General features: G+C 63.4%; 19 protein-coding genes. 9 read left to right on the forward strand and 10 right to left on the reverse strand.

The genetic code is table 11. The features are described from left to right. Positions 1-6 precede the first annotated feature (6 nt). The 5 genes from BBJ66_RS04750 to BBJ66_RS04770 form a co-directional block, all read right to left on the reverse strand. Positions 7-1,587 carry a cytochrome ubiquinol oxidase subunit I gene (locus BBJ66_RS04750; RefSeq protein ID WP_071085321.1) on the reverse strand — a complete coding sequence of 527 codons (1,581 nt, stop codon included), beginning with the start codon at positions 1,585-1,587 and terminating at the stop codon, positions 7-9. Between the two features lie 77 nt (positions 1,588-1,664). Continuing rightward, positions 1,665-3,353: an amino acid ABC transporter ATP-binding/permease protein gene (locus BBJ66_RS04755; protein WP_071085324.1), complete on the reverse strand. Its 1,689-nt coding sequence runs from the start codon at positions 3,351-3,353 to the stop codon at positions 1,665-1,667. Beyond that, positions 3,350-5,080, reverse strand: a complete 1,731-nt coding sequence (cydD, locus tag BBJ66_RS04760; RefSeq protein WP_071085326.1) for a thiol reductant ABC exporter subunit CydD — start codon at positions 5,078-5,080, stop codon at positions 3,350-3,352. The genes BBJ66_RS04755 and cydD overlap by 4 nt, the downstream gene beginning before the upstream one ends. A 4-nt stretch (positions 5,081-5,084) precedes the next feature. Further along, the gene (locus BBJ66_RS04765) at positions 5,085-5,663 is read right to left on the reverse strand and encodes a GbsR/MarR family transcriptional regulator (RefSeq protein ID WP_071085328.1); all 579 of its coding nucleotides are present in this window, start codon (positions 5,661-5,663) and stop codon (positions 5,085-5,087) included. 290 nt (positions 5,664-5,953) lie between these two features. Further along, complete coding sequence (locus tag BBJ66_RS04770) at positions 5,954-6,553, reverse strand: HupE/UreJ family protein (protein ID WP_071085330.1); 600 nt, start codon at positions 6,551-6,553, stop codon at positions 5,954-5,956. A gap of 306 nt (positions 6,554-6,859) precedes the next feature. Between BBJ66_RS04770 and BBJ66_RS04775 the strand changes: the two genes are divergently transcribed. Continuing rightward, a complete protein-coding gene (locus BBJ66_RS04775) occupies positions 6,860-7,891 on the forward strand; it encodes a hydroxyacid dehydrogenase (RefSeq protein WP_049733822.1) in 1,032 nt (343 codons plus the stop codon). Between the two features lie 20 nt (positions 7,892-7,911). On the opposite strand, the gene BBJ66_RS04780 is transcribed toward BBJ66_RS04775, so the two are convergent. Then, on the reverse strand, positions 7,912-8,919 hold the full coding sequence (locus tag BBJ66_RS04780; protein ID WP_071085332.1) for a Tim44 domain-containing protein: 1,008 nt from the start codon (positions 8,917-8,919) through the stop codon (positions 7,912-7,914). An 84-nt stretch (positions 8,920-9,003) separates the two neighbouring features. Further along, positions 9,004-9,462: a YbaK/EbsC family protein gene (locus BBJ66_RS04785; protein ID WP_049733817.1), complete on the reverse strand. Its 459-nt coding sequence runs from the start codon at positions 9,460-9,462 to the stop codon at positions 9,004-9,006. A 247-nt stretch (positions 9,463-9,709) separates the two neighbouring features. Here BBJ66_RS04785 and BBJ66_RS04790 point away from each other — a divergent pair, with 247 nt between their 5' ends. The 7 genes from BBJ66_RS04790 to BBJ66_RS04820 are packed head-to-tail and all read left to right on the forward strand — an operon-like array spanning position 9,710 to position 16,893. Further along, positions 9,710-11,056: an extracellular solute-binding protein gene (locus tag BBJ66_RS04790; protein ID WP_071085334.1), complete on the forward strand. Its 1,347-nt coding sequence runs from the start codon at positions 9,710-9,712 to the stop codon at positions 11,054-11,056. A 59-nt stretch (positions 11,057-11,115) separates the two neighbouring features. Then, entirely contained in the window at positions 11,116-12,417 is a 1,302-nt protein-coding gene (locus tag BBJ66_RS04795) for a carbohydrate ABC transporter permease (protein WP_071085336.1), read from the forward strand. A gap of 2 nt (positions 12,418-12,419) precedes the next feature. Beyond that, positions 12,420-13,262 carry a carbohydrate ABC transporter permease gene (locus BBJ66_RS04800; RefSeq protein WP_071085338.1) on the forward strand — a complete coding sequence of 281 codons (843 nt, stop codon included), beginning with the start codon at positions 12,420-12,422 and terminating at the stop codon, positions 13,260-13,262. Then, complete coding sequence (locus tag BBJ66_RS04805; protein ID WP_071085340.1) at positions 13,262-14,317, forward strand: ABC transporter ATP-binding protein; 1,056 nt, start codon at positions 13,262-13,264, stop codon at positions 14,315-14,317. The genes BBJ66_RS04800 and BBJ66_RS04805 overlap by 1 nt, the downstream gene beginning before the upstream one ends. Beyond that, entirely contained in the window at positions 14,317-15,096 is a 780-nt protein-coding gene (locus BBJ66_RS04810; protein WP_071085341.1) for a glycerophosphodiester phosphodiesterase, read from the forward strand. Before BBJ66_RS04805 ends, BBJ66_RS04810 begins: the two co-directional genes overlap by 1 nt. After that, on the forward strand, positions 15,080-16,084 hold the full coding sequence (locus BBJ66_RS04815) for a LacI family DNA-binding transcriptional regulator (RefSeq protein WP_071085344.1): 1,005 nt from the start codon (positions 15,080-15,082) through the stop codon (positions 16,082-16,084). Before BBJ66_RS04810 ends, BBJ66_RS04815 begins: the two co-directional genes overlap by 17 nt. Continuing rightward, the gene (locus BBJ66_RS04820) at positions 16,084-16,893 is read left to right on the forward strand and encodes an inositol monophosphatase family protein (RefSeq protein ID WP_071085345.1); all 810 of its coding nucleotides are present in this window, start codon (positions 16,084-16,086) and stop codon (positions 16,891-16,893) included. The genes BBJ66_RS04815 and BBJ66_RS04820 overlap by 1 nt, the downstream gene beginning before the upstream one ends. 27 nt (positions 16,894-16,920) lie before the next feature. On the opposite strand, the gene BBJ66_RS04825 is transcribed toward BBJ66_RS04820, so the two are convergent. From BBJ66_RS04825 to BBJ66_RS04835, 3 genes are all read right to left on the reverse strand, one after another. Next, positions 16,921-18,576 carry a GGDEF domain-containing protein gene (locus BBJ66_RS04825; RefSeq protein WP_071085347.1) on the reverse strand — a complete coding sequence of 552 codons (1,656 nt, stop codon included), beginning with the start codon at positions 18,574-18,576 and terminating at the stop codon, positions 16,921-16,923. Positions 18,577-18,752: 176 nt separating this feature from the next. Further along, entirely contained in the window at positions 18,753-19,622 is an 870-nt protein-coding gene (locus BBJ66_RS04830) for a glycerophosphodiester phosphodiesterase (protein WP_049732391.1), read from the reverse strand. 209 nt (positions 19,623-19,831) lie between these two features. Further along, the gene (locus BBJ66_RS04835) at positions 19,832-20,584 is read right to left on the reverse strand and encodes a GntR family transcriptional regulator (RefSeq protein ID WP_049732390.1); all 753 of its coding nucleotides are present in this window, start codon (positions 20,582-20,584) and stop codon (positions 19,832-19,834) included. Positions 20,585-20,809: 225 nt separating this feature from the next. Between BBJ66_RS04835 and BBJ66_RS04840 the strand changes: the two genes are divergently transcribed. Beyond that, positions 20,810-21,688: a methylenetetrahydrofolate reductase gene (locus BBJ66_RS04840; RefSeq protein WP_049732389.1), complete on the forward strand. Its 879-nt coding sequence runs from the start codon at positions 20,810-20,812 to the stop codon at positions 21,686-21,688. Positions 21,689-21,721 lie beyond the last annotated feature (33 nt).

Here is a 21,721-nt window from a genome sequence, read left to right on the forward strand (position 1 = left end):
GGCGGCTCACTCCGCGGCCGGGACGAGGGTTTCGGAAATCAGCACGGCTTCCGGCTCGTCGTCCGGCTCCGGCCCTTGGCGGATCGCCTTGATCATCAGGCTCATCTCGATGACGATCAGCACCGTGTAAAGTGCTGCAAAACCGATGATCGTCAGCAACACAGTGCCGGCGCCGAGGCTGGAGACGGCCGCCGCCGTCGGCAGAACGCCTTCGATCACCCAGGGCTGGCGGCCGAACTCGGCGACGACCCAGCCAAGCTCGATCGCGACCCAGGGCAGGGGGATCGCCAGCACGGCGATCCTGAGAAGCAGTGGATATTTGTCGAGATGGCGGCGCGCCGACAGCCAGAAGAAGGTTGATGTCAAGAGGATGAAGAAGATGCCGAGGCCGACCATGATGCGGAAGGACCAGAAGAGCGTCGGCACATGCGGGATCGTATCGCGCGCCGCCTGGACGATCTGCGCGTCGCTCGCCTGGCGCGGATCGTCGACGTAGCGCTTCAGCAGAAGGGCATAACCGAGATCATGGCCGAGATCCTCGAAGGAGCTGCGCACCTCCTGCGCCACCTGATCCTGCGCCGGGGCCGCACGGATCTGCATCAGTGCGTCGTAAGCCTTGATGCCGTCGCGGATGCGGACCTCGGCCTGCTGTTCGAGCTTGTCGATGCCGGGAATCTCTGTCGTCAGCGACCGTGTGCCGATCAGGCCCATGACCCAGGGAATGTGGACGGCGAAATGCGTCTCCCGCGCTTCCTGATCCGGAAAGCCGAAGGCGGTGAAGGCGGCCGGCGCCGGCTCGGTCTTCCACATGCCCTCGATCGCCGCGAGCTTCATCTTCTGGTTTTCAGTGGCGAGATAGCCGCTCTCGTCGCCGAGCACGACCACCGAGAGCGCCGAAGCGAGGCCGAAGGAGGCCGCGACCGTCATCGAGCGCTTGGCAAGCTCGACATGCCGGCCCTTCAGCACATACCAGGCCGAGACGCCGAGCACGAAGATCGAGGCGCAGACATAACCCGCCGAGACCGTATGGACGAATTTCGCCTGGGCGACCGGGTTGAAGACCACGTCGAAGAAGCTTGTGATCTCCATGCGCATCGTCTGCGGATTGAGCGCCGATCCGACCGGGTTCTGCATCCAGCCATTGGCGATGAGGATCCAGAGCGCGGAGAAATTCGAGCCGAGCGCCACCGCCCAGGTGGCGACGAGATGGCCGACTTTCGACAGCTTGTCCCAGCCGAAAAAGAACAGGCCGACGAAGGTCGCCTCGAGGAAAAAGGCCATCAGGCCTTCGATCGCCAGCGGTGCACCGAAAATGTCGCCGACATAATAGCTGTAATAGCTCCAGTTCATGCCGAACTGGAATTCCATGACGATGCCGGTGGCGACGCCGATCACGAAATTGATGCCGAACAGCGTGCCCCAGAATTTCGTCATCTGCCGCCAGATCTGGCGGCCGGTCATGACATAGACGGTTTCCATGATCGCCAGCAGCACGGACAGGCCGAGCGTCAGCGGTACGAACAGGAAGTGATAAAGCGCCGTCAGCGCGAATTGAAAGCGCGATAGCGCAACGATATCTAGTTCCATTGTCTTTCTCCCACGGTCCCACGGGGTACGGAGCATTCCCAAGCGCCGGGCGGCGCCTGAGGGCATGCGGGTCTGACTCAATCCGGCCGAAGCCGGTCGAGCGCCTTTTCGAACGCCGCCTCTCCGCGGCGCGAAACTTCTGTGATGCGGCCGCCTTCGATGACGGCGATACGGTCTGCGATGGCAGCCTCGCGGCGGATATGCGTGGCGATGACCAATGAGCGGCCGTCAGCCATTGCCGACAGGCGACAGAGCACATCGCGAGCCGTGGCGCCGTCGAGGCCCTCTGTGGGTTCATCGAGCAGCCAGAGCGGCGTGTCGCGCAGGAAGAGCCGGGCAAGCGCCAGCCGGCGCGACTGGCCGCCGGAAAGGCCGAGCCCGCCTTCGCCAAGCGGCGTATCGATCCCCCGCGGCAGGGCCTCGACATCAGCAAGCAGACCGGCGGCAGCGAGCACTTCCCGCAGACGCGCTTCGCTGGCATGCGGGTTGGCAAGAGCGAGATTGCCGCGCAAATTATCCTCGAAGAGTTCCGTCCGCTGCGTCAGCAAGGTCGCCCTTGTCGCCGCAGCATTCCCCGCGCTCGCCGGCAGTTCGCCGGAAAGCAGGGCGAGCAGGCTCGACTTGCCGGCGCCGCTGCTGCCGATCACGGCCAGGCGTTCGCCTTGCCGGAGCGTCAGTTCGATGCCCTGGAGTGCGGGCACGGCGGAATTTTCGTGGAAGGCGGAGACTTCCGTCAGCGAAAAAGCATATCCCGGCAGCGCCGCCGCCAATGGATCGGATGCCCGCGCGACGGCAAGCCGCGGCGCCACGCGCCTTGCCGCAAGCAGCGTCCGCCCAAGATCCAGCGCGCCGCGGCGCAGTGCCGCGAAGGGTTCGGTCGCCGCGAAGGCGACTAGCAGGCCGACAGCTGCGACAGGAGCGGTGATCGCCTTGGTCTCCGCAAGAGCGGCGACGGCAAGCAGCGATGCCGTCAACAGCAGGGTGGAGACCAGGCCGAAGCCGAAGGTCAGGCCGGTCTCGACGCGGTTCAATCGGTTGTCGGCGACGGCGGTGTAATGGTCTGCCCCAGCGATTGCCTGCCTTTGCGCCGCAAGCCGGCCGGCCATCAGGAGATCGGTCTGGCCGGCGACGAGATCGATCGTCCGCGACCGCAGCGCCTCGATGCCATGGGCGCGCCTGCGGGCATGTTTGCGGGCCGCCCGAGCGGCGATCAAGGGCAGGCCGAGGCCGGCACCGACGAGCAAGAGACCGGAGAACAGACCGAACAAGGGATGCATGAGCCCCAGCACCAGGCTTGCCGCAAAGGTGGCGCCGATCGCAACGGCGGCCGGCACGAGGATCCTGAGATAGAGGGAGTCGAGCGCGTCGATATCGGCCGTCAGCCGGAAGAGCAGCCGTGCCGGACGATGCGGGAGCGCGCGCGCCGCGCCCGGTTCGGCGAAGCCGCGAAACAGTCTTTCGCGAAGAGCGGCGAGCACGCCGAGCGTCGCGTCATGGGTCGCAAGCCTTTCCCCGTAGCGCGCCGCCGTCCTGACGATGGCGAGCAGGCGGATGCCGGCCGAGGGCGCAAAGACATCGAAGGTGATGGCGGCGGCGGAAAGGCCGGCAAGCGCGGTGGCGGTGATGAACCAGCCGGACAGGCCGAGCAGGGCGATGCCCGCCGTGACCGTCGCCGCCGAAAGTGCTGCGCCGAGCAGCAGAGCGCGCCGGCGTTCGGCAAGGAACAGACGCAGGATCGGCTTGAGGTCTGCAGCAAATCTGCTCATTCGGCGGCCTCCCGTATCATCATATCGGCGTCGATGCGGATCGTGCGATGCATGCGCGCGGCAAGAAGCGGATCGTGGGTGGCAACAATCAACGTGCGTCCCCTCGCGAGCGAAAGCAGGCTCTCTGTGACCTCGGCCGCGGTGGCGGCATCGAGATGCGCGGTCGGCTCGTCGGCGAGGATGATCCCCAGATGCGAATTGCAGGCCGCTCGCGCGATCGCAAGCCGCAGCGCCTCGCCGCCGGAAAACCCGATGCCGCCCTCGCCGAGCGGCCGGCCGCCATAGGCCTCCGCCACCTTTCCGAGTCTGGCGGCATCCAGTGCATCGGCCACATCGCCGCGCAGCACGCCGGCTCTGCCGAGTGCGATATTCCCGGCAACGGTGCCGGCAAAGATATGCGGCTTCTGACCGATCCAGGCCGTGCCGCTGCGCAGTGCCGCAGCAGTCTCATCCGCGATTTCGACATCGCCGATGACGATGCGGCCACCGGTGCAGGGGGCCAGTCCCGCCATCAGCGACAGGAGCGTCGATTTGCCGGAACCGCTGGCGCCGAGAAGCGCCAGATGTTCGCCGGCAGCGATATCGAGGTTGAAACCGTCGAGGATCAGCGGTTCGTCTGCGCCGTAGCGAAAGGCGAGATTATCGAAGCGGATGGCCGGCGCCTCGGCGCGGGTAAGCGCCGCGGCCTCGGCCGATCCCCGGATCGGCAAACCGCCAGCAGCCAGAGCATCCAGCGCTTGCAGCGCCGCTTCGCCGGCCGCCCGGTCGTGCCAGACGGCCGAAAGCTCGCGCAGTGGCTCGAAGAAGGCGGGCGCCAGCAGCAGGATGAACAATCCTTCGGTCAGGTCGAGCCGGGCTGACCACGTGCCGAAGCGGATCTCGCCGAGCAGACTGAAGCCGACATAGACGGCAATCATCGCCACGCCGAGTGCGGCGAAAAGCTCGAGCACGGCCGAGGATAGAAAAGCAATCTTCAGCACCGCCATGGTGCGCATACGCAGCGATTCCGCCTCGCGGCGCAGCCTGAGCGCGGTGGCCTCCACCGCATCGAGCGCCCGGATCGTCGCCAGCCCGCGCAGCCGATCGAGCAGGAAACCGTTGAGGCCACCTGTCGCAACGAGTTGTTTTTCGCTGGCCGCCTGCGCACGCCAGCCGATCAGCGCCATGAAGATGGGAATCAACGGCGCGGCGAACAGCAAAACCAGCGCGGCGATCCAGGAGACCGGTAGGATCGCGGCAAGAATGACCAGCGGCACGAGGCTCGCCTTCACCCGCGCCGGCTGGAAGCGGGCGAGATAGGGCACAATGAGTTCGGCCTGCTCGCCGATGACGCTCGCAGCTTTTCCGGAGGCCGGCCGGCCACGATCGATCGGCGACGACAGGCAAAGGGCGGCCGCCGCGACCTGCCGCCTGCGGCTGAGCTCGGCGCGCGCGGCACGAAAGGCGAGGCGGCCGCCGGCCGCGTCGAGACAGCTTCTTGCCAATCCGAGGGCGAGGATGCCGAAGGCCGGCCAGAGGACGTCGTGCAATCCGCCGCCATCGGCAATGCGGCCGACGGAGAGGGCGAGCAAGCCGGCCTGCGGGATCCAGATGGCGGCGGCCAGCGCCTGCAGCATCGCCGCCCTGCGCAGCCCAGCTTTCGCCCCCTCACCGCGGGGCAAAACGGCATCGCCGTCCGGCGACCGCGTCTCTGATCCGTCTGTCGCGTCGAAGAAAGCAGTGCCCATGGCGCTAACTCTTGTTCGCAGGATTCGGCCGGCGGCTGCGGCCGAGCGAAACCACCCGGTCCTTGGCCTCCAGAAGCTTTGTCACTTTCGCGCCTAGCGAGAGAAGCGTTGCGAGCCTTTCGGTTTCAAGTTGTTTTACGTCTTCATACCAATGCGTCAGCTGCTCGATCAGCGTGTGCATTTCGTTCATGCGCTGCTGCGCATGGCGTTCGGCCTCGCTGGCGGGACGCTGCATCAGGATTTCGCGCAGCACCGACAGCGTCGGATCGACTTCACGCTTTTTTCGCTCCTCGGCAAGCGTCCTCAATATCAGCCAGACATCATCGGGCGTCATGAAGAAATCGCGGCGATCGTCCGGCTTGTGTTTGAGGAGGACGAGATTCCAGGCCTGCAATTCACGCAGGCTCATCGACACGTTGGAGCGCGAGATGCCGAGCGATTCGGCGATTTCCTCGGCGCAAAGCGGCGACGGCGAGACGAAAAGCAGGGCATAGATCTGGCCGACCGTGCGGTTGATTCCCCAGCGGGAGCCCATTTCGCCGAAGTGGAGAACGAAGGACTGAACAAGAGGCGGCAGGTTCATCGTTGTTTCCGTTACGTCTGTGATTTCAGAAATTTCTGAAATCACTATACTCACTGTTACAGCTCGCCGACAATCGGCAAGGCGGCCCTGCGTCAATTTGGATGCCCGTTCGTCGATCGTGCGTCAGCTATAGCTTGAAGCAACATGGCTGGATTTGATTTGGGTCAATTCCGCCACACTTTACCGCGGCGACGCAAAAACGCCCGGCAATGCGTTACCGGGCGTTCCAATTGAACTGCGATGATGGATGCGACTGCCGCCGCTGGCGGGGCGGCCGGAATGCGGTCGGCTTAGATCACCCCGGCCAGGATGCCGACACCTGCTATGGCGGCAACACTGCCGGCTGCGCGCGTCACGAAGGCGCCCTGACGTTCGCCGGCACGGCCGATGATATAGCCGAGACCGAGGCCGGCGGCATGGAGAAACGCGGTCGCGATCATGAAACCGGCAGCATAAGCGGCCCCGCCGGCATCCTCCGGCATCTCCGCCCCGTGGGCATGCCCGTGAAAGATCGCGAAAAGGCCGACGACACCCATCGCAAGGGCGGTCGGGGCTTTGACGTTGAGCGCAACGATCGCGCCGAGGACGACGACGGAGAGCGCAATGCCGGTTTCAACGAAGGGAAGATTGACGCCGGCAACGCCGAGAGCACCGCCAAGCGCCATCACCAGAACGAAAGTCGCCGGCACCAGCCAGGTGGCGCGGCCCCCGAGCTGAAATGCGAAAACGCCGACCATCACCATGGCGAGGACATGATCGAGACCGGAAACGGGATGACTGAAGCCGTGCACAAAGCCGGAGGTCTGACCAACACCGGTGTGCGCATAGGCGACGGCTGGAAGCGCGGCGGCAGCCAAGGCCAGCAGGCCGCTCTTGAGTGCTGATTTCATGGTTCATTTCCTCGTGAGGTTTCGAAATCCGGCGGCGGCGGCCGAACATAGGCCCGGTTCCAAGTCGCGCGCATCACGCTAGTTCAAAGAATTCGCGCCGTCAACGAAAATGCCGTGAAATACCAAGCCGATTCAATTGCTTATCTGATAGGCAGATGCCGCTTTCGATAGCGCCGCCCCTCACATCGGCCGACGCGTCGAGCCCCTTCGCGTTTTAAACAGTTTCTTCCGCGTGCTGGAAAGAGCCAGGCACAGCGGCTATCAATCCAGCCGAGGCGGCAGATCGCCGCGATGGAGGAGATCCCGATGACGAAGACCGAACGGCCGCTGGTAATCAGCGCCCCCGAGCCGCGCACGCTCGATCTGATCTTCACCGACAAGGCGCGCGCCGAACTGCATGCGAAATACGAAATCGTCGAGGCCGATCCCGACGATATCGCCGGCCTCGGCGACGAGACCCTCGGCAGGGCGCGTTACATCATCGGCCAGCCGCCGCTCTCAGTGGAAACGCTGGCTGGAATGCCGGCCCTGCGCTCGATCCTCAACGTCGAAAGCAATCTTTTGAGCAACATGCCCTATGACGTGCTTTTCGAGCGCGGCATCCATGTCGTGACGACGGGCCAGGTCTTCGCCGAGCCGGTCGCCGAAATCGGCCTCGGCTTCGCGCTGGCCCTGGCGCGCGGCATCGTCGATGCGGATGTCGCGTTCCGCCAAGGTGCCGAACTCTGGGGCGGGGAGGGCAATGCGAGTGCCCGGCTGATCGCCGGCTCGGAGATCGGCATCGTCGGCTTCGGCGATCTCGGCAAGGCGCTGCGCCGGCTGCTGTCCGGCTTCAGGGCGCGCATCAGGGTGTTCGATCCCTGGCTGCCCCGCTCGATCCTGGAGGAAAACGGCGTCGAGCCGGCAAGCCTGGAGGATGTGCTGACAAAGAGCGATTTCGTCTTCGTCGTCGCCGCCGTCACCAGTGAAAACAAGGGATTTCTCGGTGCCGACGCCTTCGCCGGCATGCGCCGCGGCGCGGCCTTCATCCTGCTCAGCCGCGCCGACGTCGTCGATTTCGAAGCGCTGATGGCGGCCGTCTCGTCTGGTCATATCGTCGCGGCAAGCGACGTCTACCCTGAGGAGCCGCTGCCGGCCGACCACCCGGTGCGGAGCCTGAAAGGCTTCATCCGCTCGGCGCATCGGGCCGGCGCGCTCGACAGCGCCTTCAAGAAGATGGGCGACATGGTGCTCGAGGACATGGACCTGATGGATCGCGGCCTGCCGCCGATGCGCTGCAAGCGGGCGGAACGCGAAACAGTTTCGCGCATGCGTTCCAAGCCTGTCGCAGTGAATTAAGCCGGCAGACGCGGGCCGCCTCAGGCGGCGCGCTGTTCGCTTCCCTGGATCGCCGCGAGCTTCCAGTCGGCGCCGGGCTTGCGCACGAAGGTCCAGACCTCTGTGCTTTCGCTCGGGCGGCGATCGTCGCCGGAAACGACGCGACCGCTGTCGCGTTCGACCATGGCATCGATCGACGAGTAGCGCATGGCGAGCGTCGCATATTCCTGGCCGTCTTCGCGCCACGCCTCGGCAATGTCGCCCTGCAGCAGCTTGACGTCGGAGACCCGGTTGCGCACGCCGTTGGTGGCGTTTTCGCCGAGTTCCTCGGCAAGATAAGACATCGCCTCAGGCGTCGTCAGCCGGCGCAACGTGGCGTAATCCTCGGCACCGTAAGCGGTCTGAACGTCGGTCAGCAATTCCTCGAACTGATCGAGATCGGCCTGCGCCAGCCCGATCTCGTCGCTCGGCCGGCTGCCGCGTGAGGACGAAGCTGAACCGGCACCCGAACCGATCGCCGGGATCTGGAAGGACGAATTGTTGGCGGGCGACATGTTATAGGACCGGCTGAAGGAGCCGCTCTGACCACCGGCGCCGTAGGAGGGCTGGCGGCGGTTGGCGAAATAACGCATGGCGAGCATGACGGCACCGCCGATCAGTGCGATCTGCAGCAGCATGCCGAGGAAGCCGAAGCCGCCGCCGAAACCGTGACCGAGCAGCATGCCGAGGAGGCCGCCGGCAATCAGGCCGCCGATCATCGAACGGCCGAAGCCGCCGAAGAGACCGGGGCGCTGGGCGCCGAAGGGCTGCTGCGCGGTCGCTGGCGCCGTGGTCTGCGGACGCGGCGTCATCGACCGTTCGATTGGCGCGGCAGGGGCGGGCGCGGTTTGGGTGACAGGCGGCGCCTGGAATGTGCGGGTACCGCGGCTTCCGAAACCGCTGCTGCCGGCCCGGCGCGCTTCTGCATCGCCAAGGGAAGCAAAAACTGTAGCGCTCGTCAGAGCGGCAATCGCCGCGAACTTGGCAAAACGCGAAATGGCACTCGGCATTCCTGATCTCCTGTCATGCGCAGTCACGGCATGGTCGGGATAGGATATAGGTACTCTTTCGCAGGTTTGAAGTTTTTTCGCCGCTTACTGGCAGACATCGACCCAGCTGGCGCCGGTCAGCTCGGCCAGCCGCCCGGTTTCGATGCGCACCGCCGAATTCGTCGAGCCGGCGGCCGGCACGACTTCATTGAAGCGTTTCAGCGAGATATCGCAATAGATCGGCAGCGGCGAGGGCAGACCGAAGGGGCAGACGCCGCCGACCGGATGGCTGGTAACGGCCACCACCTCTTCGGCGTCGAGCATGCGTCCCTTGGCGCCGAACCTATCCTTGAACTTGCGATTGTCGAGCCTTGCGGTGCCGCCGGCAACGACCAGCATCATCTGCTCGCCGACGCGCAGGCAGATCGTCTTGGCGATCTGGGCAGGCTCGACGCCATGGGCCTCGGCCGCAAGCGCCACCGTCGAGGAGCTCTCGGCGGTTTCGATGATGTCGATATCGGGTGCATGCGCACGGAGGAAGGCGCGGACGGATTCTAGACTCATGATGCCATGCTAGACCAGCAAAAGCGCGATTTGAAGCACAAAAGCCACCCGCCGAAAACCGCCGCTTGCAAGTCTGACAGACATCGTCATAATAATTTTGCACACGTGCTCAATTTTGTCATTCGGCCGTTACATCAAACCCCTAGAGCGGACATCGTCACGTTTTCGTGGGGTTTCGGAGCGGCCATCATCAGCAGTGCTGACCCGCCAAGAGGCTTCACACTGCTCTTCTAGGGAGACGAAGAAGATGACCATCTTGCCGACACTGAAATCCCTCACCATTGCTGCCGCCATCCTGGCCTCCAGCTCTGCAATTGCGCTTGCCAAGGACGTTCACATCAGCGTCTGGGCCGGCGGCACCGGCCCGAACGACGTCTATCGCCTCGACGCCATCGAGATCGCAGCCCAGCAGCTGCAGCGCGAAGCCGCCCTCAAGGGCGAAGAGCTGAAGATCACCGTCGAGAAGAAGCCCTATTCCGCCTGGGAGGACTTCAAGCAGGCGCTGACCCTTGCGGCGGAAGCCAAGACCGCCCCGAACATCGTCGTCAGCGGTCATGAAGACATCGCGCCCTGGTCGCAGGCAGGGCTCATCGTTCCGATCGAGGATTATGTCGATCTCGACTCCTGGCCGCTCAGCGACATCTATGAAAACCTGTTGAAGATCGCCTCTTACAACGGCACCGTCTACGGCATTCCGCAGGATGCCGAATCCCGTCCGATGTTCTTCTGGAAGCCTTATATGAAGGCGATCGGCTACAGCGACGCCGATCTGGATGCGCTGCCGCAGAGTGTCCAGGACGGCAAGTACACCATGAAGAACGTGCTCGAAGACGCCAAGAAGATGCAGGACAAGGGCCTCGTCCAGCCCGGCTATGGTTTCTATCCGCGCACCAGCAACGGCCCCGACTACTGGCAGTTCTACACCTCGTTCGGCGGCACGATGGAAGAAGACGGCAAGCTCGTTTTCGACAAGGCGGCGATGACCCGCACCTATCAGTTCTTCGCCGACGCCGTGAAATCGGGCGTCACCAAGAAGAACCACATCGGCATGCCTGGTGATCAGTGGTGGAAGGAAGTCGCCACCGGCAAGGCCGGCATCTGGGACGCCGGCACCTGGCACTATGCCCGCCTCGTCAACCAGGAAGGCCTCAAGGACTTCTTCGGCAACGTGATCTTCACGCTGATCCCCGCCGGCGAAGGCGGCAAGGCCAACACGCTGACCCATCCGCTCGTCTATCTCCTGACCGCAGGTCACGACCAGGAAGACACCGAGATCGCCGCCCAGCTGGTGAAGATCGCCTCCGAGCCGCGCACCAACGCGCTGCATGCGGTCAAATCGGCCCATCTCGGCATCTCCAAGTCCGAATCCACCGTCGAGTTCTACTCGGCCGACCGCTGGACCCGCGAAGCCACCGAGCGCCTGCTGCCGCATGCCAATGCGATGCCGAACAATTCCGATTTCGGCAAATATTGGAACATCATGTGGAAGAACCTCGAAGCATCCTGGACCGGCGCCAAGACCGTCGACGCCGCGGTCGGCGATGCCGAGAGCGAACTGAAAAGCACGCTGGGCGACAAGATCGTCATTCGCTGAAACACCCCTCCGGGTGGCGGCAACCCCGCCGCCCGGTCGGTTCCGCGAGGAGGCCTTCCATGAAATCGTCCAGAACGCTCGGACTGGTGATGATCGCGCCTGCGGCGGTCATGATCATCCTGTTCTTCCTGATGCCGGTGGTTCTGACGGCGGTCTTCTCGATGACCAACATGACGACGGCGACCGGCATATCCGGCGGTGTCTACCAGATCGCGCCCAGTTCCCTGATCGCGCTGAAATCGGCGATGCCCGAGATCGCCACCGAGATGGCCGAACCGCGCTACACCATCGACGAGGCGGGCCTCGCGGCCGTCGAAGGCCTCGGGCTTGCGCCGGGGATTGCCGCGGAATTGCGCGCCAAACATGCAGGCGAGGTCTTCCCGGCACGCCGCGACGTCGAGCGTATGATCAAGGATCTTGCCGAGCGGCCTTCGACACGTGAGGTCAAGCAGATCTCCGAACAGTTCAACCGCTCCGTGCTCAACACCCGCTTCGACAGCAAGGAGCAGCTGTTTTCGGCGCTGGACGGTCTGGGTTTCAAGCTGACGCCGGAGCAAAAGGAAACCGTCGCCGAGATCACCTATACCGGCTGGACCTGGACATCAGACAATTTCTCACGCATGGCCAGTTCGCCCGACATGGCGCGGGTGCTTTTCAACACCGTACTCTATGTCGCGCTGGTGCTGACGCTGTTCAATGTCGGCTATGCCCTGCTGCTCGCCATCTGGACGCATTATATGCCGCCGACGTCCGCCTCGATCTTTCGCGGTATCTGGCTCCTGCCACGCATCACGCCCGTCGTCATCTATGTCATGCTGTGGAAGTGGCTCGCCTGGGACAGCGGTTTCATCTCCGTTCTGATGGGCAAATTCGGCTACCCCCCGAAGAACTACCTGCTCGATACCGCCTATAATGCCTGGTTCTTCGTCGTGCTGATCAACGGCTTCATCGGCGCCTCGATGGGCATGCTGGTGTTCTCCTCGGCGATGAAGGCCATTCCGAAGAGCCAGTTCCATGCGAGCGAGGTCGACGGCGCCTCGCGCTGGCAGCAGATCCGCTACATCATTCTGCCGCAGATGCGCTGGCCGATCCTCTTCGTCACCTGCTACCAGACGCTGTCGCTGCTCGCCTCGTTCAATGAAATGCTGCTCGCAACCAATGGCGGGCCGGGCAACGCCACCGAGGTCTGGGCGCTCTCCGCCTATCACACGGCGCTCCGGAATTATGCCGGCAATCTCGAATATGGGCTCGGCGCCGCCATGGCGCTGGTGCTCGTCGTCATCGGCGTGGCGATGTCGCTCCTTTATCTGCGTGTCTTCAACTACGGCACCCTTGTCGCCAAGCCCCTGATCGAGGATTAACCATGGCAGAACACGCGCAGCCCTCGGCAAATTACAGCAACTGGCCTGTCATAACGGCGCTGACCATCGTCAGCCTGCCGCTGCTCCTGATGTATGTCTATCTCTTCCTCGATACCGTGACGGTGAAGCAGCCGGATGCGCTACTGCCCTCCGGCCTGACGCTCAATCACTGGCGCTTCCTGTGGCAGACGACGGCGGGTAAGGCGAATATCTGGCAGGTGACGCTGAATACGCTGCTGTTTTCGGCCTGCACCACCAGCCTGGTGCTCATCGTCTCGTCGATGGCCGGTTACGTGCTCTCGCGGCTCAACGTGCCGGCGCGCGGCTTCTTCCTTGCCGGCGTCATGGTGCTGCACGCCTTCCCGTCGGTGACGCTGATCATCGCCATCTTCATCGTGCTGCAGATGATCGGCCTCTATAATTCGCTGATCGGCGTCATCCTGGTGAAGGCGGCGATCGACCTGCCGCTCGGCATCTGGCTGATGAAGGGTTTCTACGACACCGTGCCCTGGGAAATCGAAATGGCCGGCGTCGTCGACGGCGCCTCGCGTTTCCGCGTCTGGCGCAGCCTCGTGCTGCCGCAGGTCAAGCCAGGCATCATGGCGCTCGGCCTGTTCTCCTTTCTCGCCGGCTGGGGCGAGTTCATCCTGCCGCAGGTGCTGGCGCCGGGCAACGATGTTCAGGTGCTGTCGGTCTACCTCGCGGGCTTCCTTGCCGACGACAACAATTACGATTTCAATATGTTCAAGGCGGTCGGCCTCTTCTACCTCATCCCAGTGCTGATTGCTTACGCGCTCTTCAACAAATATCTCATGAACATCTACGGCGGCGGGAGCAAAGGCTGATGCGCATCCTCCTCGACAATTTCTCGAAGAGCTTCGGCTCCACCAAGGTCATCGAAAACATGCAGCTCGAAGTCGGCGACGGCGAGATGCTGGCACTGCTCGGTCCTTCCGGCTGCGGCAAATCGACGACGCTTTTTGCGGTCTGCGGCATTCACCGGCCAACCAGCGGACGCATCCTCTTCGGCGACCGCGACGTCACCGACCTGCCGAGCCAGGCCCGCAATGTCGGCGTCGTCTTCCAGTCCTATGCGCTTTATCCGCACATGACGGTCGCCGAAAACATCGGTTTCCCCCTGAAGGTGAAGGGCGCGCCGGCCGCAGACATCCGCAAGGAGGTCGACCGCATTTCCGCACTTGTTCATATCGGCAATCTCATGGAGCGCCGGCCGGCGCAGCTTTCCGGTGGCCAGCAGCAGCGCGTGGCGCTGGCGCGCGCGCTGATCCGCAAGCCCGACGTGCTGCTGCTCGACGAGCCGCTCGCCAATCTCGACGCCAAGCTGCGCCTCGAAATGCGCTCGGAAATCCGCCGCCTGCAGCGCGAGACCGGCATCACCGCCATTCTCGTCACCCATGACCAGGTTGAGGCGATGAGCATGTGCGACCGCATCGCCATCATGAAGGAAGGCGAGATCGTCCAGATCGCTACGCCGGCCGAAATGTACAATGATCCGAAGACCGCTTTCGTCGCCGGCTTCCTCGGCAACCCGCCGATCACCTTCCTGCGCGGCGTCGTCGACAAGGGCGCCTTCGTCATTCCGGAAAGCGAAATCCGCGTGCCCTTGCCAGGTTCCGTCGGCGCCGCCGAGGGTACGAAGCTGATGCTCGGCGTCCGGCCGGAGCATTTCACCCCGGCAGGCGACGTCGCTGTGTCCGGCAAGGTCACCTTCGCCGAAACGCAAGGGCGCGAGAACCTCTACGACGTGGCGCTGGCCGGCGGGCCGCTGCTGCGCTCGATCCAGCCGGTGCGCAACGACATCCATGTCGGCGACGACGTCCGCTGGGCGATCGACAGCCGCGGCGTCTTCGTCTTCGACGAAAGCGGCAGGAGGCTCTGATGACCCGCGATTTCCAGGCATTTTTCGAGCGTTACGGCTGGCCGACCGCCAAGGGCCGGCTTCCTTTCTGCATCGGTCATCGTGGCGCCAGCGGCCATGAGCGCGAGAACACGATCGCCGCTTTCCGCCGCGCTGCCGAACTCGGCGCTGAGATGTGGGAGCTCGACACGCAACTGACCCGCGACGGCGTGGTCGTCGTCTCGCATGACGATCATCTCCAGCGCGTCTTCGGCGTCGACCGCCGCATTTCCGAAATGACCGCTGCCGAGCTCGCCGCCCTCGACGGTGTCGACGTGCCGCCTTTTTCGGCGGTCGCCGCTCTCGGCCGCGAGACCGGCACAGGTCTCTATGTCGAGCTGAAAGCATCAGGGACCGGCCTGCTCTGCTGGCGCCATCTTGCCGAGATGAACCAGCGTTTCGCCTGCCTCGGCTCCTTCGACACGGCGCAGGTGCGCGAACTCCGCGACGTGGGCTGCGACTTTCCGCTTTCGGTGCTGATCCGCGTCGGCCACGATCCGCATGCGCTGGGTGACGAGGCCGGCGCCGATATCCTGCATCTCTGCTGGGAAAGGGCAGGCGAGCGGCCGCAGGATCTGGTAACCGAGGCCTTGATAGGCCGCGCCTTCGAGGCTGGCCGCGAAATCGTGCTCTGGCACGAGGAGCGGCGGACCATCCTCGACGACATCATGGCGCTTCCGGTTCTCGGCATCTGCACCGATCTTCCCGATCTGATGCGGCCGTCGGCAGAGAGGGAAAAAGCAGTTGCCAGACAGGGATAAGGGACCGCGCAAGGTAACCTCCTTCGACGTGGCGCGTGCGGCCGGCGTCTCGCGCGCCGCCGTGTCGCGCGCCTTCACGCCGGATGCCAGCGTCTCGCCGAAAACACGCGAGAAGGTCTTCCAGGCCGCCAAGGATCTCGGCTACCGCGTGAACTATCTTGCTCGAAGCCTCACCAACAAACGCTCCGATCTCGTCGGAGTCGTCGCCGCCGGATTCGACAATCCGTTCCGCACGCTGCAGATCGAGCATCTCTCAAGGGTACTGCTCGCCCGCAACTTCCGCCCCATCCTGCTGCCGACCTCGCAGGAGGCGGATACTTCGACGGTTATCGGCCAGCTGCTGCATTACGCCGTCTCGGGCGTCATCGTAACCTCGGACGCGCCGCCGACCGAGATCTGCGAGCAATGTGCGGCCGAGGGCGTGCCGATCGTGCTGATCAACAAGGGCAACGACATCCCCTTCGTCGACCGCATCATCTCCGACGACCGCATGGCCGGCTATCTCGCCGCCGCCCATCTGATCGACAGCGGCGCGCGAAAGCCCGCGGTGATGGCCGCTCCCGCCATATCCTATACGGCGCGCCGGCGGAGCGAGGCCTTCATCGCACGCTGCAAGCAGCTCGGCGTCGAAGCGCAGCTGCTGCAGGTCAGGATCAACGACTACAAGAGCGGCTATGATGCCGCCGCCGAGCTTGCCGCATCCGGCATTGACGGCTTGTTCTGCGCCAATGATTACATGGCCTGCGGCGTGGTCGACCAGCTCATGCAGGGCCGCAGCCGCGACGATGCGCCGCCGCTCCCCATTATCGGCCATGACGACATTCCCCAGGCGGCCTGGGCCGCTTACAACCTCACGACCATCCGCCAACCCTGCGACCTCCAGGCCGAACAGACGGTCGACCTGCTGATGAGCCGAATTGCCGAACCGGACCTGACGGCGCGCGTCGAATTCACGCCGGTGACACTGATACAAAGAAGGACTGCCTGATGACTTCCGCATTCGATGCCGCCGCCATCCGCACCCGGGCGGAGGTCGCAATCTCAGTCGCCCTCGAGACCGGACGGGAAGCGGCCCGGTTCCGGCGCAGCTCGAACCCCGGCACGCTGGCCGTCGAGAACAAGGGATTGCAGGATTTCGTCACCATCGCCGACAAGCAGGCCGAGCAGTCGATCCGCGACGGGCTGCTCTCCCATTTTCCGGGCGATACGTTCATGGGCGAAGAGAGTGGCGGGCGATCCGGCGAGGGCGGCACCTGGGTCGTCGATCCGATCGACGGCACGACCAACTATATCAGGGGCTTCCGGCATTGGGCCGTCTCGATCGCCTTCGTCGCCGGCGGCAGGGTCGAGATCGGCGTGGTCTATGACGCCACCGAGGACAAGGTCTTTCACGCCATCCGCGGCGGCGGCGCCTTCAAGGACGGGCTGCCGATCCATGCGGCCGCAACCACCGATCCGGCCAATGCGCTCGTCATTCTCGGCCATTCCCGCAAGACCAGCTTCGACGATCATCTGGCGCTTTCCAAGCGGCTGCACGAACGCGGCATGGACTATCGCCGCACGGGCGCGGCGGCGATCGACCTCGTTCGTGTCGCCGAAGGCGCTGCCGATCTCTACTACGAACGCCATCTCAATGCCTGGGACATGCTCGCCGGCGCGCTGATCGCCGAAGAAGCCGGCGCCATGGTGGCGATGCCTGGCGTCGACAGGCTGCTTGCCGATGGCGGACCGGTCATCGCCCACTCGCCGGGACTTGCCGGCGAATTCGCCTTCATCCTCGACATCGAGGGGCTGTAGAGCATGTTACGCCAAAATGTGCAGCGGTTACGCAACGACGCGATTGCGACCGGTCTTTTTCGCCGTGTAGAGATTCTGGTCGGCGATCGCTAAAATCTCGGTCGGAGAATTGGCAGACAGCGTGCCGGCCACGCCGATGCTGATCGTGACGCGCAGCCCGTTGCAGATCTCCGACCAGTCCCATTGTTCGACGGCCGCACGCAGCCTGTCGCAGACATCGGCGGCCCCGCGGGGAGAGCCGGCCAGCAGGACGACGAACTCCTCGCCGCCGAAGCGGATCGCCTGATCGGTGATCCTGAGCTGGTTGCGCAGAATCGCCCCGATGGCGCTCAGAACCTGGTCGCCGATCATGTGAGAGAAGTTGTCGTTGACCGACTTGAAGTGATCGACGTCAAGCATCGCGATGGAATAGGGACGCTTCTCCGACGTCAATTCCTTGAAGCGGCTGTCGAGATATTTGCGGTTATAGAGCCCGGTCAAAGCGTCCAGATAGACGGCGCTGGCAAGGATATCGGTTTCTTCCTGCAGTTTCTGATAGGAGGCCTCCAGCGTATTGGCGCGCTTCGTTTCCGTTTCGGCAACTTCCTTGAGCCGCTTGGTTTCATAGTAGATTTCGGCCAGGCGTGCGCGCTGCTGGGTCCTCTCGGCGCTGTTCTGCAGATATGCCTGGTGGTATTTCTTATGCGCCTCCAGCGCCAGATCGAACTGCCCCAGCCCTTCATGCGCCTGCGACAGATAAAAATAGATCTGAATGTAGGAATCGAAACTGCCGCCCTCGCTGATCAATGCCATCGCCTCGAGCAGCAGCGACCGCGCTTCCTCGAATTTTCCGTAACTATTGTAGATCTGGCCCAGGGTGTAGAGATATTGCTGCCTGTCCCTGACATAGCTGTTTTCCTGAAACAGCTGATAGCGCTCCATGCACTGGAGCGCCCTCTCATGTTCGCCGAGGTGACTGTAATAATCGGCGTTGTTGCCGAGGCAGATGCGCGCAGCCCAGCTGTCACCGATCTCGATGGCCAGGTCGAGCGCCTCGTCGGTCAGCTCAAGCGCTCTCGTCAGCAGCCGGCGTCCTTCATCCGTCTGGCCGAGCGCTTGCGCAATATATCCGCCTTCCGAATGGGCGCCGCCGAGATTGACGAGCCACCAGCATTCATAGGTCTTGTCGCCGATCGATCTGGCGAGCTCGACGGAGCGCTCGCTCATCAGGATGGCCCGGTCGGGCTGCTTGTTGTACCAGAAGATAATTCCAATGACGTTGGTGGCGAGGCTCTGCGCTTTCCGATCTGCGGTCCTGTCGGCAAGATCCAGCGCGCGGGTGGCCTCTTCGATCGCTTCCTCAGGCAGGCCCAATTCCAGCAGCAGCCATCCGAAATAGGCCCGGGCATAGGCTTCCTCGTTGGGCTCCCCGGTCGATTTCCAGAAGTCCACCGCCCGGCGGACATGCGTCAGCCCCAGTTCGGCCTTGCCGGTTTGAAAACAGTACCAGGCAATGTCGGTATCGCATTGAGCGGCGAGCCGATCATCGCCCCGCGCTCTGGCATCGGCAAGAGTTTCGCCGGCCAGTGCGAGTGCCTCGATCGAACGGCCGGTACACCCAAAATGCCACGCTTTCTGCAAGCTGGAATTTTCTTGTTGAGTAATTGCTACAGTATCAACAACTTGCATATCGCACACCAACATTTGACTGTCGGATAGGGATAACATCAGAAGTTTAAAATGATGCAAATTGTGCAAAACATGCGACAGCCCTGAAATAATGCATGTCGCCCGGAAGACTGCCGCGCTTCCGGGACAACAGCATGCATCAAAACAAAGAGCTAAAGCCGCTCACGCCTTCCGGCATCAGGTGCCCGCGGTTAATCCGCTATGCGTCGACGCCAGGCGCGTTCGGTCGCCGGCGCCTCGTCGGTGGTGACCTGATCCGGCTTCAGGGCCATCAGCGACCGGAAGTTCCGCCATTCCTCGTCGCTGAAACCGGCCTCGGGATGCTTGAGGGTAAAGGTCCAGGCATCGACGCGTTTGCCTTCGTCATGGCAGAGCGCGATCATATCGAGACCTTCCCTGGCGGCATCGAGGATCAGCGGCCAGTGGAGATAGATCGTGTCCGGTTCGGTCGGGCCGCGCAGGTCGGCGCACAATTCCGTCTCGACGGCCTTCCAGCCGCTGGCCTGCCTGATACCATAGAGCTTGTCTGTGGGATCAATGCCGCGCAGGAGATGCGGAAGCTTTTCCTTGACGGCAACGATGAGGTCGAGACTGCCGCCACTGACGATCACCGAGGCGGCGATGTCACGGAAATGCGCGGCAAGGTGCTCGATGCCCCTCGCGCCGATCGCCTCATAATCGTCCTTCATGTCGAACTGCAGCAACGCGGCCGGATGCGTCGATTGCATCATGGCGGCGAGATCCTCGCTGAGGATCAGCGGCCGGTCGCCCTCTTTCATCCTGATATCGCCGAGATCGCCGGGGCTTTTTTGGGCGATCGGCCCATGTCCCGTCGTCTCACCGTCGAGTTCCTCATCGTGCAGCACGACGAAGCCGCCATCGGCGCGCACCCGCAGATCGAGTTCCATCGAGGCGCCGGCGGCAAAACCCTCGGCCATCACCTCGGCTGAGAACAGAGGATCGGCAAACCGCTTGCGCAGCCGGTGCCATTTCAGGCGGGTGCGATGTCCCTCATGCGAAATCTCCAGGCCCTGCGCGTCCAGCAATCTCGTCATCTGCATCCGATCTCCGCGATACTACTCTCCTGCCTTGACGAGCCATGATTATCAAGGGCCGGATACGGCTTCATCGGAATGCTTGAGTGGCAATCACGGCTTTTCTCCTGCTCCTACCGGCGATCCATGCGATCCGCCGGCCTCCTCTCTTCTCCATCGGCTTTCTCAGCCGACCGGCCGGCAGGGCCTCCCCGCCCTCGATCGCCAGCCGCGTCTCAAGTCGATACCAGCGTCAGTCCCGGAACACGGGTGATCAGGCTGCGATCCTCTTCCATGACGAATTCCAGATTGTGGCGCGCAAGGCGCGCATGTTCCCGCGCCAGCGCCTCGGCGCGCGTGCCTTCGCGCATCTCGATCGCCGCAACGATGTCGCGGTGCTGACGCTGCGCACGCACCAGCGACAGGCGAAAGGCGGGCACATCCTCCTGCTTCTCCAGAAACGCGCTCGGCGAGGCGAATGGCAGCTGCGCCGCCCGTTCCACCTCGCGCCGCATCGTCTCGCTGCCGGCAAGACCGGCGAGCATGGAATGGAATTCCGCATTGAGCTCTACATACTGGGCAAACAGCATGTCCTCCGGCCGATCGCGAAAGCATTTGTCGAGCTCGAGGATCAGTCCTTTGATCGCCTTGAGCTTTGCTGGCGTGACGCCGCGTTCGGCGGCAAGCCGGGCTGCCGTGCCTTCAAGCACGCCACGCAGCTCAATGGCGTCGAAAACATCCGCCGCGGTGAAGCCGCGCACGGCATAACCACCGGAGGGAATCTGCTCGAGCAGGCCTTCCTGTTCGAGACGGGCAAGGGCCGCGCGCAGCGGTGTGCGCGAGATGCCGAGCTTTTCGGCCAGCGAAACTTCCGACAGACGCTCCCCCGGCGAGACGCCGCCGCCAAGCACGAGATCACGCACGCCGAGAAGGCCTTTCAAGGCCTGGCTGTCGCGCTTGCGATCTACGTTTCCCTTTTCCGCAGCCATTTTCCGCCCCTCCAGAATGGAGTACGAACTGTATACCGCTATATGTCAAGCGAATATTTCATGACAATTTACACATCAATACATATCTAAAAAGTTATCTATAAAGCACTTACCAGAGAACTTTTCACGAACTTTGTTATGTCACTTGCTGGCGGCGCAATTTTCGGCATATCACTGTATACAGGATGGACACATAAGATCCCTGCACGGTGAGGAGAGAAGCTTATGATGATTGCGCCGCAAAGCGAGAGCCGGGAGAAGGCGCCTCTTGCCGATCTTCTCTCGCATTATTCCATCGAGGTGACGTCGCGCGACCTCCCGTCGTTGCAGAGCATGACCGCGACCCTGCCACCCGGCTCCGAGGTCTTTGTCGCCCATCTTCCGAAGGAGGATATCGGCCTTTTGGTGAGGGCGGCGGCGGGTCTGAGAGACGCCGGCTTCGTGCCGGTTCCCCATATCGTCGCCCGCAATATCCGCAACCGCCTGGAACTTGACACCATGCTTGCCCGGCTGTCCGAAGAGGCCGGCGTCCGCCATGCGCTCGTTCTCGGCGGGGATCGGGACGATGCCGCCGGGACCTTCGGCTCCGCGCTGGACCTGATCGAAACCGGGCTCTTCCAGACATATGGCATCGGCCGTATCGCCATCGCCTGTTACCCGGAAGGGCATCCGCGGATCGCCGGTGCCGTCCTAGACACGGCGCTGACCGCAAAGGTCGATGCGGCTGCCCGTGCCGGGCTCGATGTGTTATTGGTGAGCCAGTTCCTGTTCGATCAGAAACCGCTCCTCAGCTTTGCACGGCGGCTTCGCGAACGGGGCGTAACAGTGCCGCTCAGGGTCGGCATCGCCGGACCGGCCAGCCGCACGAAGCTTCTCAAATACGCGCTTCGCTGCGGTGTCGGCGCATCCTTGCGGGCGCTGCGCGAAAGAAGCGAAGTCGCCCGCAACGTGCTTTCGGGTGAAACGCCGGAAGAGCTGCTGATCGATATCGCCGCAGCTGAGGCCGCCGAACCGGATCTCGGCATCAGCGGCGTGCATTTCTTCACCTTCGGCGATCCGGCCCAATCCATCCGCTGGGCGGAGCAGCAGGCAGCCTCTGACTGAAACCGGCCGCAAGGCCTCGACCATCATCTTCGT

It is taken from the genome of Rhizobium sp. RSm-3 (assembly GCF_001854685.1).
Classification (GTDB): domain Bacteria; phylum Pseudomonadota; class Alphaproteobacteria; order Rhizobiales; family Rhizobiaceae; genus Rhizobium; species Rhizobium ecuadorense.

What these genes read in the sequence shown, in the direction of transcription:
- BBJ66_RS04750 (WP_071085321.1), bottom strand. Translation starts at nt 1,587, where the DNA reads ATGGAACTAGATATCGTTGCGCTATCGCGCTTTCAATTCGCGCTGACG.
- BBJ66_RS04755 (WP_071085324.1), bottom strand. Translation starts at nt 3,353, where the DNA reads ATGAGCAGATTTGCTGCAGACCTCAAGCCGATCCTGCGTCTGTTCCTT.
- cydD (WP_071085326.1), bottom strand. Translation starts at nt 5,080, where the DNA reads ATGGGCACTGCTTTCTTCGACGCGACAGACGGATCAGAGACGCGGTCG.
- BBJ66_RS04765 (WP_071085328.1), bottom strand. Translation starts at nt 5,663, where the DNA reads ATGAACCTGCCGCCTCTTGTTCAGTCCTTCGTTCTCCACTTCGGCGAA.
- BBJ66_RS04770 (WP_071085330.1), bottom strand. Translation starts at nt 6,553, where the DNA reads ATGAAATCAGCACTCAAGAGCGGCCTGCTGGCCTTGGCTGCCGCCGCG.
- BBJ66_RS04775 (WP_049733822.1), top strand. Translation starts at nt 6,860, where the DNA reads ATGACGAAGACCGAACGGCCGCTGGTAATCAGCGCCCCCGAGCCGCGC.
- BBJ66_RS04780 (WP_071085332.1), bottom strand. Translation starts at nt 8,919, where the DNA reads ATGCCGAGTGCCATTTCGCGTTTTGCCAAGTTCGCGGCGATTGCCGCT.
- BBJ66_RS04785 (WP_049733817.1), bottom strand. Translation starts at nt 9,462, where the DNA reads ATGAGTCTAGAATCCGTCCGCGCCTTCCTCCGTGCGCATGCACCCGAT.
- BBJ66_RS04790 (WP_071085334.1), top strand. Translation starts at nt 9,710, where the DNA reads ATGACCATCTTGCCGACACTGAAATCCCTCACCATTGCTGCCGCCATC.
- BBJ66_RS04795 (WP_071085336.1), top strand. Translation starts at nt 11,116, where the DNA reads ATGAAATCGTCCAGAACGCTCGGACTGGTGATGATCGCGCCTGCGGCG.
- BBJ66_RS04800 (WP_071085338.1), top strand. Translation starts at nt 12,420, where the DNA reads ATGGCAGAACACGCGCAGCCCTCGGCAAATTACAGCAACTGGCCTGTC.
- BBJ66_RS04805 (WP_071085340.1), top strand. Translation starts at nt 13,262, where the DNA reads ATGCGCATCCTCCTCGACAATTTCTCGAAGAGCTTCGGCTCCACCAAG.
- BBJ66_RS04810 (WP_071085341.1), top strand. Translation starts at nt 14,317, where the DNA reads ATGACCCGCGATTTCCAGGCATTTTTCGAGCGTTACGGCTGGCCGACC.
- BBJ66_RS04820 (WP_071085345.1), top strand. Translation starts at nt 16,084, where the DNA reads ATGACTTCCGCATTCGATGCCGCCGCCATCCGCACCCGGGCGGAGGTC.
- BBJ66_RS04825 (WP_071085347.1), bottom strand. Translation starts at nt 18,576, where the DNA reads ATGTTGGTGTGCGATATGCAAGTTGTTGATACTGTAGCAATTACTCAA.
- BBJ66_RS04830 (WP_049732391.1), bottom strand. Translation starts at nt 19,622, where the DNA reads ATGCAGATGACGAGATTGCTGGACGCGCAGGGCCTGGAGATTTCGCAT.
- BBJ66_RS04835 (WP_049732390.1), bottom strand. Translation starts at nt 20,584, where the DNA reads ATGGCTGCGGAAAAGGGAAACGTAGATCGCAAGCGCGACAGCCAGGCC.
- BBJ66_RS04840 (WP_049732389.1), top strand. Translation starts at nt 20,810, where the DNA reads ATGATGATTGCGCCGCAAAGCGAGAGCCGGGAGAAGGCGCCTCTTGCC.